This is a genomic window from Candidatus Aminicenantes bacterium (assembly GCA_026393795.1).
In the GTDB taxonomy this organism is placed as follows: domain Bacteria; phylum Acidobacteriota; class Aminicenantia; order UBA2199; family UBA2199; genus UBA2199.
Map to the genome: position 1 here is coordinate 1 of JAPKZL010000083.1, position 13346 is coordinate 13346.

15 protein-coding genes are annotated in these 13346 nt (G+C 47.2%); 13 read left to right on the forward strand and 2 right to left on the reverse strand.

Annotated elements, in window-relative coordinates:
- Window positions 1-309: 309 nt before the first annotated feature.
- From NTW95_04105 to NTW95_04160, 12 genes are all read left to right on the forward strand, one after another.
- Window positions 310-675, forward strand: a complete 366-nt coding sequence (locus tag NTW95_04105) for a DapH/DapD/GlmU-related protein (protein MCX6556604.1) — start codon at window positions 310-312, stop codon at window positions 673-675.
- Between the two features lie 50 nt (window positions 676-725).
- Complete coding sequence (locus NTW95_04110; protein MCX6556605.1) at window positions 726-1733, forward strand: hypothetical protein; 1008 nt, start codon at window positions 726-728, stop codon at window positions 1731-1733.
- Between the two features lie 252 nt (window positions 1734-1985).
- Window positions 1986-3005 carry an NAD-dependent epimerase/dehydratase family protein gene (locus NTW95_04115; GenBank protein ID MCX6556606.1) on the forward strand — a complete coding sequence of 340 codons (1020 nt, stop codon included), beginning with the start codon at window positions 1986-1988 and terminating at the stop codon, window positions 3003-3005.
- A 31-nt stretch (window positions 3006-3036) separates the two neighbouring features.
- On the forward strand, window positions 3037-3417 hold the full coding sequence (locus NTW95_04120) for a four helix bundle protein (GenBank protein MCX6556607.1): 381 nt from the start codon (window positions 3037-3039) through the stop codon (window positions 3415-3417).
- 20 nt (window positions 3418-3437) lie between these two features.
- Window positions 3438-3998 (forward strand): sugar transferase, encoded by a 561-nt coding sequence (locus tag NTW95_04125; GenBank protein ID MCX6556608.1) that lies wholly within the window; start codon window positions 3438-3440, stop codon window positions 3996-3998.
- A gap of 134 nt (window positions 3999-4132) precedes the next feature.
- A complete protein-coding gene (locus tag NTW95_04130) occupies window positions 4133-4930 on the forward strand; it encodes a YdcF family protein (protein MCX6556609.1) in 798 nt (265 codons plus the stop codon).
- A gap of 398 nt (window positions 4931-5328) precedes the next feature.
- Complete coding sequence (locus NTW95_04135) at window positions 5329-5493, forward strand: transposase (GenBank protein ID MCX6556610.1); 165 nt, start codon at window positions 5329-5331, stop codon at window positions 5491-5493.
- A 306-nt stretch (window positions 5494-5799) separates the two neighbouring features.
- Window positions 5800-6609, forward strand: a complete 810-nt coding sequence (locus NTW95_04140; protein MCX6556611.1) for a methyltransferase domain-containing protein — start codon at window positions 5800-5802, stop codon at window positions 6607-6609.
- 384 nt (window positions 6610-6993) lie between these two features.
- Window positions 6994-7128, forward strand: coding sequence for a hypothetical protein (locus NTW95_04145; protein ID MCX6556612.1), 135 nt, complete (start codon window positions 6994-6996; stop codon window positions 7126-7128).
- Entirely contained in the window at window positions 7122-7985 is an 864-nt protein-coding gene (locus tag NTW95_04150) for a transposase (protein ID MCX6556613.1), read from the forward strand. Before NTW95_04145 ends, NTW95_04150 begins: the two co-directional genes overlap by 7 nt.
- 214 nt (window positions 7986-8199) lie before the next feature.
- Window positions 8200-9945: a nucleoside-diphosphate sugar epimerase/dehydratase gene (locus tag NTW95_04155; GenBank protein ID MCX6556614.1), complete on the forward strand. Its 1746-nt coding sequence runs from the start codon at window positions 8200-8202 to the stop codon at window positions 9943-9945.
- A gap of 139 nt (window positions 9946-10084) precedes the next feature.
- Window positions 10085-11722: an O-antigen ligase family protein gene (locus NTW95_04160; protein MCX6556615.1), complete on the forward strand. Its 1638-nt coding sequence runs from the start codon at window positions 10085-10087 to the stop codon at window positions 11720-11722.
- Window positions 11723-11729: 7 nt separating this feature from the next.
- Here NTW95_04160 and NTW95_04165 read toward each other — a convergent pair whose 3' ends face one another.
- On the reverse strand, window positions 11730-12410 hold the full coding sequence (locus NTW95_04165) for an NAD(P)H-dependent oxidoreductase (GenBank protein ID MCX6556616.1): 681 nt from the start codon (window positions 12408-12410) through the stop codon (window positions 11730-11732).
- Window positions 12407-12991, reverse strand: coding sequence for a flavodoxin family protein (locus NTW95_04170; GenBank protein ID MCX6556617.1), 585 nt, complete (start codon window positions 12989-12991; stop codon window positions 12407-12409). The genes NTW95_04165 and NTW95_04170 overlap by 4 nt, the downstream gene beginning before the upstream one ends.
- Window positions 12992-13133: 142 nt before the next feature.
- Between NTW95_04170 and NTW95_04175 the strand changes: the two genes are divergently transcribed.
- Window positions 13134-13346: hypothetical protein (locus tag NTW95_04175; GenBank protein ID MCX6556618.1), on the forward strand; the 213-nt coding region annotated here is incomplete at its 3' end.

Below are 13346 nucleotides of genomic sequence, written 5' to 3' on the forward strand. Positions count from 1 at the left end.
ACTTTAGATCAGTTGTATTCTGCTAATCAGCGCATGCGGTGTACCAATGCTAATGATCCTTCTTAACGAACTTGCGATCTTGGCTTACAAAAAATTGCTGTATAGGGGACTAATGAAATGAATTTGCTTAGACTTCTCCGAATGGATGTCGGACGGCAATATTATTTCGCTGGGAGCAAACGGACCCACTTCACGGTTTGGGATGTATTTAAAGCTCTATTCTCTCCACGGTTCGTTCCAGTCGTTTTGTATCGTCTTTCCTATTGGTGCGGGCAACACCATTTACGTCCTTTAGGAAGGTTGTTTTCAATGGAAAACTTTGTCCTTTTTGGACTAGAGATCGGTATTGACTGCGAGATTGGCCCGGGACTTTATTTTCCACATACATCTGGCACTGTGATCGGGGCAAAACGGATCGGAGCCAATGCTGTAATTTATCACAATGTAACCGTGGGAGCGAAATCTCCTGATCTTGCCTACGATGTGAACGTCCGCCCAGAGATAGGTGATGATGCATTCTTGGGTGCCGGAGCTAAGATAATTGGGCCCATCGTTCTGGGAAATAGTGTTGTGGTTGCAGCTAATTGTGTGGTGGTTCATTCGATTCCTGCTAATAGCCGAGTAACAGGAATCCCCGGTAAACCTTCACCAAAAAAGCCGGCTGTTCCTGATTAAAACGATCACTGAAAGTAAATGCTACGCTTAGTACCAAGAATTTAAAAAGAATGATTCCCCCTAAAATTGATTTGAAGGATCGCCGCATCCTAGTTATTTGTGCGAAGTTTTTTGGCTATGAAATTAAGGTCGTAGAACATCTCCGTTCTCGAGGAGCGCTTGTAGAATTTGCAGATGAACGGCCAGGGAATTCGTCACTTGCAAAGACTTTGATCCGTTTACATTCGGTAATAATCAGACCGATCATCAATAAATATTACATTGAAATTCTTAAACGGTTCTCAAAAAACGATTTTGATGACATTTTATTCATCAGTCCCGAGTGCTGCAGTTTGAAGATCATGCAACTCTTTAGGCTACAGTATCCCAAGGCGAGGTTTTTGCTCTACATGTGGGACTCTTTGAAGAATAAGGGGCATCGAACCCCCGATGCTTTTCTGAGTTTTTTCGACCGCAGTCTTAGTTTTGACGACGAAGATTCCAGACTCTATGGGCTTATTTTTAGGCCCCTTTTTTTTATTGAAAGTATGATGGACTCTAGTCGAGAAAAGGTTAAGTACGCGTTCTCATTTGTGGGAACTATTCACAGTGATCGTTTCAAGATAATTCGGACTTTTAGTGAGGAAGCCGATAAGCTTGGGTTGAAATATTTTGTTTATCCCTTCCTTCCCAGTCGATTCCATTACTGGTTATATCGTCTTACCAAGCGGGAATTTCAGGGATTCAGCATAAATCATTTTCATTTCCACCCTATGCCCTATTCTGAAGTTTTAAAAATTCTAAAGAAATCAAACGTGATTATAGATATGGAGCATCCTAAGCAGAGAGGTTTGACAATGAGAACCCTCGAAGTCCTTGGGGCTGGGAAAAAATTGATTACAACTAACAAAGAAATTCGGTGCTATTCATTTTTCTCAGAGGATCGGGTCATGATTATTGACCGCAAAAAACCTTCGTTAAGGTCTAGTTTTTTTGAGGATAATGGCAATCCAATTTCTAGTGATGTGATTTCTCGATTCAGTATCACGCACTGGGTGAATGATATTTTTCAATGTTGATTTATTTTTGTTCTTTTCATAAGGCATTCTTGCGAGTTGCCTGTTTAACAACCAGAGTTCTTTGAAGTTCAATCAGTTAATCCAAAAGGGGAGGATGTGTTCCAAACAATCTTCTTGACAGGCACTGGAGGGTCTGCCAACGGAGTCATTCTCGATCTTTTGGTTGACAAATATCATTCCGTTATTTCGGAGTCCACTGGGAAAATATCGAAAAGTTACGCGTCAGCCTGAAACAAATGAATATCTTGAATTATGCAACCCACTAGTACTCAATTCCCTTCCGCTGGCCCGATATTGATTACGGGAGCCAATGGATTTTTAGTCAGCAAAATTGTCTCTCAATCGATTAATTCTGGAATGCAAGTACGCGCTACTGATCGCATGCCATTATCGCTTGTTTCTGGTTTAGATTATTTTTATGCAGAAATACTTGATCCTGATAGTTTGGCGACGCATCTGAGTGATATGGCGGTATTGGTCCATGTTGCTGGCCTAGCCCACATTTTTGATAAGTCCAAGGCAAGTGCGGCGCCCTTCAAGGCTGTCAATGAAACTGGCACAGCGAATGTTACCCGGGCAGCGGCAAAGGCGGGTGTGAAACATTTTATTCTGATAAGTTCGGTGTCGGTTTACGGCGGCAGTCGGGACGGTGGGGCGGAAGACTCAGGTTGTTACCCACAGGGACCTTATGCAGAAAGCAAATATCAGGCAGAGCAGCGCGCTATTGAAATATCTGAGGCGTCAGGTATGGCGCTTACCATTTTGCGTTTGGCTACGTTATACGGTGAGGGTGATCCAGGTAATGTGGCAAGATTGATGCGATCGATCGATCGTGGACGTTTTATTTGGATCGGAAATGGTTCGAATCACAAAAGCTTATTGCATCGCGAAGACGCGGCCTGGGCATCTTTGGCTGTTATGCAAAGCCCAGCTGCCGGTGTGAATATTTATAATGTCTCTGCGCCCCCGTGCACGATGCGTGAAGTGGTAGAAGGTTTGGCGGGGGCATTGGGAAAACGCATTCCATCATTTGGCATTCCAGCCTCATTGGTGCGGGGAATATCTGGTCTTTTTTTAGGATTACCTATAACTCGATTGCAAACCTTGGGAGCCACAGCGCAAAAATGGCTGGCCGATGATGTGTACGACGGCATTAAATTTGCTCAGGCGTTCAATTTTCAGCCGCGAGTGAATTTAACGGAGGGATTGCACCGGGAAGTGGTTTGGTATCGAGCGGAACAGGCGCAACGAGATAAGAACAGAAAGTTTTAAGTTTTTTGTTTTAGGTTTTAAGTTAAAAAAAATGAAACAGAGTTTGATAAAAGAGAAAAGCTATTCATTTGCTTTGGAAATTATCGGACTGTATAAAGTCTTACTCAAACAGAATGAGTTTGTTTTGTCCAAGCAAGTACTTAAATCAGGCACGAGTATTGGTGCTAATGTTGAAGAGGCATTGGCTGGCCAGAGCAGGGCTGACTTTCCGGCTAAAATGTCAATTGCTTCGAAAGAGGCAAGGGAAACAGGCTACTGGCTTAGATTACTACGGGACAGCGGAATAATCTCAAAAACAAAAATTGGGCCACTTTTGCTTGAAGCAGAATCGATCGCCAATATGCTTACTGCGAGTGTAAAAACAACCCAAAACTCATATCTTAAAACTCACAACTCAAAACCCAAAACCTAAAACTCAAAATCAGCCAAAACATGAAACGTATATTTGATTTCACAACAGCTCTTATCCTTTTACTGCTCTTCAGTTTTCCGATACTTTTTATTGCATTGTTGGTGAAGCTGACCTCCAGAGGGCCAGTATTATATTGGTCTGATAGAGTGGGGAAGGGAAATACGATTTTCAAGATGCCAAAGTTTCGGACAATGAAGGTCGACACTCCGGCTGTTGCCACCCATCTTCTCGATGACCCGGAGCGGTTTTTGACTCCAATTGGCAATTTTCTACGTAAATCAAGCTTGGATGAGCTTCCGCAGTTGTTGAGTATTATTAGGGGAGATATGAGTTTTGTTGGGCCAAGACCGGCCTTGTTTAATCAGGATGATCTTGTTGATTTAAGGACAAAAAAGGGGATTCATGTTCTTACACCCGGACTTACCGGCTGGGCGCAGATAAATGGCCGGGATGATATTCCGATTCCTACCAAAGTGGAATTCGATGAATATTATCTGAAAAACATGTCGTTTTTCTTTGACTTCAAGATATTGTTGATGACATTTATAAAGGTCACTCGCGCAGAAAATGTCAGCCATTAATTATAGAGTTTTGAGTTGCGAGTTTTGAATTTTAAGTTAATAGCACTATCAATTAGGATATCTTAAAGTTTTTTAGGGCAGCGAATTACAACTCACAACTTAAAACCCAAAACTCAAAACCTGCCTTACTCTTGATGTTTATTATTTTCTATAAACTCGTTGTCGGCTGGCTCATGCCGCCCGGTTGTTTTATCCTCTTGTTCATGGTATGCGCCTGGAAAACCCGGTCAATTACCGATCCGGCCCTGCGGAAAACACTGCGCGCGCTTGCCCTTGTCGGTGCTGTGGGGCTATACCTGCTGTCTATCCAGCCGGTCTTGCATCTTCTGGCCAGTGGTTTGGAAAACATATACCCGGTGGTGCAGGAAGCGCAAATCAAAAAAACAAATGCCATTGTTGTGCTGAGTGCGGGTATTGTGGAAGGGGTACCGGCGAGTTTCTCTTCGTTTCTGGCGGCTCCCTCTCCTTCAGCAATAGTGCGGCTCAGCGAAGGCATCCGGCTCTACCGCAGAATCAAGGCCGAAGAACGGGTTTGCACCATCATCCTGACCGGCGGCCGTTTTTATGGTGGCCTGTATGCCGCCAGTGTTGTTTCCCGGGAATGGCTGATTTCCATGGGGATTCCGGCAAGCGATATTCATTTGGAAACATCCAGCCGGACAACATTTGAAGAAGCCCGTTTTGTGTTGCCAACGGTTCGCAACGTATCAGCGGAAGCGGTGTTTCTGGTAACCGCCGCCTCGCATATGCCCCGCGCGGTGGCCACCTTCAACACATTCGGCCTGTCCGTGATCCCGGCACCTTGTGATTTTTCCGGCTCGGCAAAGCTGGGCCTTTTCAGTTTCCTACCAGAAGCCGCGGCCTTGCGAGAAAACCGCTTGCTGCTTTGGGAATATCTGGGAGCGGTGTATTATAAAGTAAGAAGGAAGTAATTAGAGAGTTTTAAGTTTTATATTTTGAGTTTTGAGTTGTGAAAAAAAGAGAAAAGAGTTAGCCCAACTTCCGCATTTTTTATCTGGGTGGGGCTGTTTTTCACGGTGGGCGGAAAAAGGAATCGAGGATTGATGTGGATTTCGGTTTGGGCTGGTGCACCAGGTGGTGATGGTGGTTTTACCCACCAGCAGCGGGGGAAGAATTGCACATCCGCCGGGGGACGGTCCCGGAACAACAGCACGTAGAAATATATGATAATCTCGGCATTCCCCACGAGCCAATGAAGCCGGTCAAGAATTGGCGAACCCATGCTGGAAATAGAGACTAAATGAATAGTCGAATGCAGCACCCACGCGGTTCTTCGTCATCACACTGCGGAAGTTATGATAAATCTGAGTTGCATCAGGGGAAAAAGCGGAATTTCGAGATCATGGACGCGATCGAGTTCCTGCACCGGGTTTGTCTCCATATCCCCGAACATTACGAAGCGCTCATTCGCTATTACGGGTATTATGCCAATATCGCCCGGGGGAAGAGAAAGAAATTGGGGTTGGAGAATTAGTTGTCGCTTAAAATCATCGAAGATGCCGCCAGACAAGAAATGTATGTGATTTTTTCTACGGTTCTAAAACACCTGGCCTTGTGGCCGATTGCATATCCCAAACCTGCTGCCACGAGGCCAGGGCTTCACCTCTTGACTTTAACCAGTTGTTTTTGGAGTCCTTGACCAGGTAATTCATGAAGAACAGTGACGCCGATTTCATGATCGGGAAGGCATGGGTGAGGAATTTTTTGTCGTCGGTAAAGAGATAATGTTTCCCAAGATGATAACAGAGCTTACTTGTTATCAATCAATAAGGAGGATTCAATGCATAACGTTATTTGGGCAGAGCCGAAAAATGTCACCAGTATTGACGACTGCTATTTCTATCACACTATGGATATCCCCGATCATGGGATTGTCCATGGTGAATGGGACTTAAGGGGCAGGGAAGCTGCCTATCTTGGCAATGTGAACCTCGCTGGGAAAAGGGTCTTGGAGGTCGGAACTGCAAGCGGGCACCTTTGCTTCACTATGGAAAAGATGGGCGCCAGCGTGGTTGCTTATGATCTCTCCGACGAGCAGCAATGGGATGTCGTGCCATACGCCGAATATAACATGAAGCAGTACATTGCTGACTTCAAATCCCGCATCCGCCGACTAAACAATGGATACTGGTTCGCTCACCGCGCTTTCAACTCATCTGCAAAGGTCGTATATGGATCAGTATATGAGATTCCTGACAATATTGGCACATTTGATGTTTGTACTTTCGGTTCGATCCTTCTGCATTTGCGCGATCCATTCCTTGCACTTCAGCGCGTCTCGGCTCATGTGCAAGAGAAAGTAATTGTGACTGACACGGCTTCCGGATTTGGGCTCCGAGCGCTTGCCTATAAAATGCTGACCGTGGTTGAAGCGCTTACCGGGGTCCGATTGATCCGTTTCCTGCCAAATGCAAAAAAACTCTCACCACTCGATAGCTGGTGGACGTTGACCCCAAGATTGGTTTCTGAATTCCTGCAGATTCTTGGTTTTGCGCATACAACAATCTCTTTTCACCGACAGCTACACGAGAATAAGGAGATTCTGCTATTTACTGTTGTAGGTCAGAGAAAAAAAGCCAGTACTTACTGATCGTGAATTCAGGCAATTGGAAAATAAGGCGATTAACAGAAAAAATAAACCTTAACCTGTAGTATCGAAAGAGACCAACCTAGTTGACTCAATGAGTGGCACGCTTTTGTATTAAAACTGGGGATATTACCCTCTTACAACTGGTGAAAATAAATGACCCGACTTTCTATAATTATTCCTACCTACAACGAATCGAAAACAATAGTTTTACTGTTAGAAAAAATAAAATTAATTAGGATCTGCTGAAAAACAATATTTATTTCTGGGAACATTGATCTGGACTGTGTTTACGAGTATAATAGAACTTGAAAAATAATTGTAAAGTGCACGGTTTAATGCTCTTATCCCTTAAAAACCTTGCACTTTTACTTTTCAGAGAACCCCATGTATAAACCCAAGAACCGACAGACCAAGCCTCTGTTTTCCGAGTTGTTGCCGTTCGGCGGCCAGTTGGACGAGATCAACCGCAGGCTGCGTATTGCCAAGCTGCTTCCCTGGGACGAGTTGGAGGGCTGGTAGCGTCGCACTTCTCGCACACAGGCCGGCCGGGCACGGACAGCCGGCTGTTCATCGATTTGATGCTGCTCAAGTACATGACCGGGGTTAGCGACCGGGAGATATTGGAGTCGGTGTTAGAGAACCCGTACATGCAGATGTTTTGCGGATTCGAGCGCTTTGTGACGCGCAGGATGCTGGACACCAGCACGCTGACGCGGCTGCGCAAGAAGGTTGGGGTTGAGTTTTTCCGCGACATGGAAGAGCGGACGTATCGGTTGTTGATCGAGCGCCGCATCATCCGTGCCAAGGGGATGCTGGTCGATACCACGGTGTTCCCGGAAAATGTGAAGTACCCGAGTGACGTGGGGTCGTTGAACATGGCGAGGGAATGGCTGGTGAAGCGGGTGACGGCTATGGGTGGGCGACTTGGGCATCGCTACCGCACCTACAAGTGCACGGCTCGTAAGGTATATCTGAACTTCACCAAGAAAAAAGCAAAACGCAAGAAGACGGTGGAGAAAGCCAAGCGGCAGATGCTGAACTTTGTGCGCCGGCTAATCGGCCAGTTCCATGACGCCAAGACCAAGCTGAGCCAGCTGAGCTGGCTGGCGCTGATCCGCATAAATCAAAACCCTGGTTTGAATGCCGAAGTGCAAAAAGCGGCGCGCATGGAAAAGAACAAGAAGAAGCATCAACCGACGTTCGTTTATTACCGGCTGTTGCAGGGCGTAAAGAACCTGCTTGCCGGGGTGAAAAGAATGTTCCTGTTCCGCTGGAAACGCAGAGCCAGAAAGGTTTTACTCAAAACCACCCCTCCCATGCTCCCATTCCTCATCAGCCCAACTGCTCTTACTTATGACATGGAGTATGGATTATGAAAAAATGGGGTGACGCCAGATTGACTTCAGTTGCAGATTTCTGTATATTCCAATAAGTGTTGTGTGGCAACACCAAGAGAGGGTGATAGAATTGAAAATAATTGATCTCTTAAGAAAAAGGTTAAAGTTGCTGATAACGGGGGAGCGAACAAAATGGCTGAGATTTTCGGTTCTCCTATTCTGTGATGTCGTCATTATTATTTTTTCTATATTTATGGCCATTCAATTACGCTTCGGCTTCACTTTCCCAAAGGTGTATCGCCCCATTTTTTGGCAATGGGTCCTGGCGTTTATCCTGGCCAAGTTTTTATTGTTGTATATTTTAAAATTGTATTCCTTTTCCTTGCGCTATGTGGGTATTGTCGAGTTTTTTCGCCTGATCAAGGCGTTCTTTCTTTTTTTTGCTTTAACAGAAGCGGTGAATCTTTGGCTGCTCCGTGTCTATTTTCCCCCCTGCAGTCTCCCTTCCGGGGTGGTCATCATCGATTCTATAATCAGTTTTTGTTTGTTTGGTTTTATCCGCCTGATTAATCGGCTCTATTATGAGTTTTTTCTGCCCGTGAAAACCAAAGGCAAAAGGACCTTGATCGTGGGCGCCAATTTCAAATCGGAGCGCTTGATCAAAGGTCTGCGCATGGCCAAAGTGGGTTTGGTTCCTTTGCTAATTATTGATAAACATCCGGAAAAAGTGGGTAATGAAATGTACGGTCTGCCGGTCATTGATTATGCCCAGGACATCACCCGTTCCATCCGCCTAAACCGAATCGAAACAGCCCTGATTAATCTTCCCCAAGCCGAACACAAAGAAGTGACAGAGGTATTCAATCGCCTGAAAAAGGCCGGGCTCAACGACATCCGTATCGTCCCGCGTATGGAAGAATGGAAAGAAAGCGTCCACCAGATCCATACCATTAATATCGAGGATCTTCTGGCCCGGCAGGCGATCAAGATTGATTTTCAGGGAGTATCCGAAAAATTGCACGACAAAACGGTTATGGTCACTGGGGCGGCGGGATCCATCGGCTCAGAAATCGTACGTAAGCTGCGCGAGCTCCAGGCGCAGCGGGTAATCGCCATCGACATGGATGAGAGCGGTTTGTTCAATCTGCAGCAGGAACTTTTGCCCTACTTGACTGCCGGACAGCGCTTTATCTATGTGGTCGTTTCCATCTGCAATCGTCACAAAATGCATGACCTTTTCCGAGTTTATGGTCCGCAAATTGTTTTCCATGCAGCGGCTTACAAGCATGTGCCGTTGATGGAGGAATTCCCCGAAGAAGCTATTCGGACGAATGTGCTAGGCACTTATGAACTGACTTTGCTGGCCGAGCAATACAAGGTGGAAAAATTCGTCAACATTTCCACCGACAAGGCGGTGAAACCCCGCAGTATAATGGGTACCAGCAAGCGGCTGGCTGAGATGATCTGCCAGGGCATGAACCAATCGTCCACCCACTTCATATCGGTCCGCTTCGGTAATGTCCTCGGCAGCCGCGGCAGCGTAGTGCCGCTGTTTATCGAGCAAATCCGCCGCGGTGGGCCGATCACGGTCACCCATCCGGACATGTGCCGTTATTTTATGACCATTCCCGAGGCGGTGCTGCTGGTCATGCAGGCGCAGTTTTTGAGCCAGGGCGGAGAAGTGTTTGTCCTGGAAATGGGCGAGCCGGTGCGGATTGTTGAATTGGCTCAAAACCTCATCCGACTTAACGGCCTTGAACCAGGTAAGGATATTGAAATAGTATTTACCGGACTCAGACCGGGAGAGAAAATACGCGAGGAGCTTTTAACGGCCGAGGAAGGTGTCGTAAAAACCATTCATAATAAAATATTTATTGCCAAGTTCAAAAAGCAACCTGCGGCGAATGATTTGCAAGGGGTCATTGCCGAGCTCCAAAAAGCTATTAATGAACCAAATGAGATTCGGAAAATTATTGACCGTTTTGTGCAGACCATTTGACTTGATTGAGAAAAAAATCCAATGTAGTGTAAAGCTGCAATGATTTTTAGATTGTATCAAATCATTTGTTTGTTCGCCATGATCCTTGCCTATATTTGCCAGTTTCAATAGCAGCGGTTTTCCCAATAACTATTTTATCTTGCCTATATTTGTTCTTATCGGCATTGTTATTGCCGATAGCATAATTAATAAGGAATTTTTATCGGCAGGCAAGGAAACGATCCCGCGGCACTATATTTACTATTTGCTTATTTTGTTTATATCGTTTATTTTTGTTGTTTTGCGCTGGTCCAACCTGACCCTTTCGCCTTTAGCCTTTTTCAAGGATACGCCGGTCGCGCCCACCGGCCAAAGGATTTCTTTTGGGATCATTTTCCCGGTCGTGGAATTGGCACTGTTCTCCTTATCTCCGCTTTATTATCTTTTGTTGAAGCGCCAGCCTGATCTGCGGCGGATTTTAATCGCTTTTCTTTCAGGTCAGTCGCTATCTATTATCTACTCATTGTTTCAGCGTCTGCAGGAGAAAGTTTCCCCAGAACCTATCCTTCGCGGCATGGCGTCAGATCCAACTGCTTTTGGTTTTTTGTCAGCTCTGGGATTGTTTTTGGCCTGGTATCTTTATTCTCATTATGCTGAAAAATGGCAGGGACTTTTTTTTATTTTTGTCTCCTTGATCGGCATTATGAACTCTGTGACGCGCATCGGAATTTTAGCCGTAATATTGATTTTCTTTTTATTCATTTTTTCTGGAAGAAAAAAAGTTTTCTCATTTATTTTAATATGTATTCTCTTTATAAGTGGGCTGCTTTTATACATGCAATTTTTCCATCAATCACGCTTCAATATTTTAACCCGCCTGAAATATAACTTTCAATTATTCGATAACTCTTTAAAGCAAAAAAAAATTGACTCAAATCCTTTGCGAAACTATTCAGTTGAACGTGCCATACTTTGGCAGTACTCTTCGGAGTGCCTGAAGAGCTTTCCGGTGACCGGAGTGGGAACAGGGAATTTTGTTTTTTGGGTGATGTATGCGCATAATGGCGATTTTTTGCATCATCTTCCTGCCAACCAGTATTTTTTTATATCGTCTTCAACTGGTTTACTCGGGTTGTTAATTTTTTTATTTTTCTGTTCAGGACTTTTCGCAGGCAAAAAATGGCCTGAGAAATTGTTGCTGGGAGCGTTTCTTTTTTTACTCATTTTCAACGATTACTTGTGGTTTTCCGAAATTTTCCTGGTTTTCTGGCTGTTCGCCTCTCTGGGTGAAAAAAGTGAAGAAAAACCCCTGTTTTTAAGCAAACGAGCAAAAATACTCTATATTGGCGGTTTTTTGATTTTTATTATTTTTAATCTCCTGAATTTCTCCAGCCAGCTTCCCAAAAACTGGGCGCGGGAAGCTTCGACCCCCTATGATTATGGTTTCTCATATCCGGAAACCGAACGCGGCCATACGTTCCACTGGAGCGGTGAAAAAGCCGGCATTTATCTCTTCCTGGACAAGGACAATCGCAAGGCTGAATACAAATTGGTTTGTGGCGCCCCGCTCTCCCGTTTGCCCGGGAAGCGGCAATCCGTGGACGTTTATTGGCGCGGGAAACTCTACCGCCAGATCTTTTTCCGGGAGAACGGCGAGTACTTGCTGCAGGTGGAGGACGCCAGCCATTCCGAAGGTTTCCTCGAATTCCGCGTGCGGCCGGCCTTCAACCTGAAAAAAATGGGGCTTGGCGCGGAAACCAGAGACCTTGGCATCCAGGTCAGCGGCCCTGGGCTGTAGAGCATTTTCACTCCCCGATGTACGGTCTATCGCGCAGTTTGCCGGAGCTCCCATGTTTTTTTGCCGCCCGCTTCCAACCCCAGTCGGCGGCCAGGTTGTAAAACCAGCGCGGCATCATGGCTTTGCCCATAAGCATGGTGACCGCAGCGGGGATTTCCTTGCTGTCAGCCAGGTAAGCGGCAGCTTGGGCCAAAGCCTTGACCTGGTGACGGACTATGCCGCCGGCCTTGGCCAGTTCGCGGTTACCGATGGCGCCGCCCATGCCCAGGGCCAGGCAGCCCAGAAAGCGGAAGCCGGCCTGGCGGGCAAAAATGCGCATGATCTCGCCGGCCGGTCGGCAGTGGGCGGTCTCGGGAAAGCCGCAGTTGACAATGGCCGTCAAGGTCTGCTCCGTGCCGCCCTGGCGCCCCTGGCGGCGCTCAGCCACCTGGCGCAGCAGTTCGATCAGCGGCGCGGGGAGGTGGTCGACGTAAAGGGGAAACGCCGTCACCAGCAGCGAGCAGGCGTCGACGGCGGCCAGCAACTCCGCCATTTTCCTTTCATCGGCCAGGGCCGGGTAGAGTATGAGCTTCTTCGTCGCCATGCCGCGCGCCTCGAGCAGGGACAGCAGGTGGTCGCCCAGCGCCTGGGAGACGCTGGCCGTGCCGCGCGGGCTGCCGACCAGGAGCAGCACTTTCTTGCCGTTCATTCTGCCTCCTTGCGGAAAAGTAGAACATCGCCCAAGTGGCGATCCATTTCCGCCAGCGAAACATCACCGCTGAATACCAGCGTCGTGGCTTCGGCATCGCCCATGTTCAAGGCATTGCGTCCGACCAGGAGGCGGAATACCCTCTCGCATTCCGCGTCCTCCTGCTTTTGCGTTCCGATGACCAGCAGGCGGCGCCGGATCGGGTAGCGCAGCGGGTGGTGCGTTTCATTTTTTACCCTGATGAAATAAGGCAGCAACACAGGGATGATCCGGTCCAGCGCCTTTTTCAGCTCCGGCGCATAGCCGCCGAAGGTGATCGGGGTCAGCCAGATGAGCAGGTCGCTGCCTGCTGTGGCGGTCAGGATGGCTTCCTGGTCGTCGTCAACGATGACGCAGCGCCCCGGGGTTCTCACCCAGCAGGAAAAGCACCCCCGGCAGGGCTTGATGCTCATCCCGGCCAGGGCGAACGATTTCACCTGCCAGCCCCTCGGCTTCAACGCCGCCATGACCGCGGCCGCGGCGCGGTTGCTGAGCGGGTCCTGGCCCCCTGCCGGCGATCCTTTCAAAAATACTACTTTCATGGTCTATTCCTCTGGATATTGATTTCGTATTATTCTCCATTTCGGCTTTTTTTTCAAGCTGTAAAAAACAATTTTCCATGATCCAAAAGCATCATTTGCACGTATAATAGAATTGGCGACTGCCAAAAAGGAGGATACCACCTTGCCTAAAAAAACTTTTCTTTCCAGATTGGCGTTGGCTTTACTGCTGGCGGTCATGTGCCTGCCGCTGGCGGCCGAGGACAACCCACTGCTGCAGACATGGAACACTCCCTTCCAGACCCCACCCTTCGACCGCATCCAGCTGGCCCACTACTTGCCGGCGGTGCAGGAGGCGATGAAACGGCAGCAGGCCGAGATCGACGCCATCGCGGCC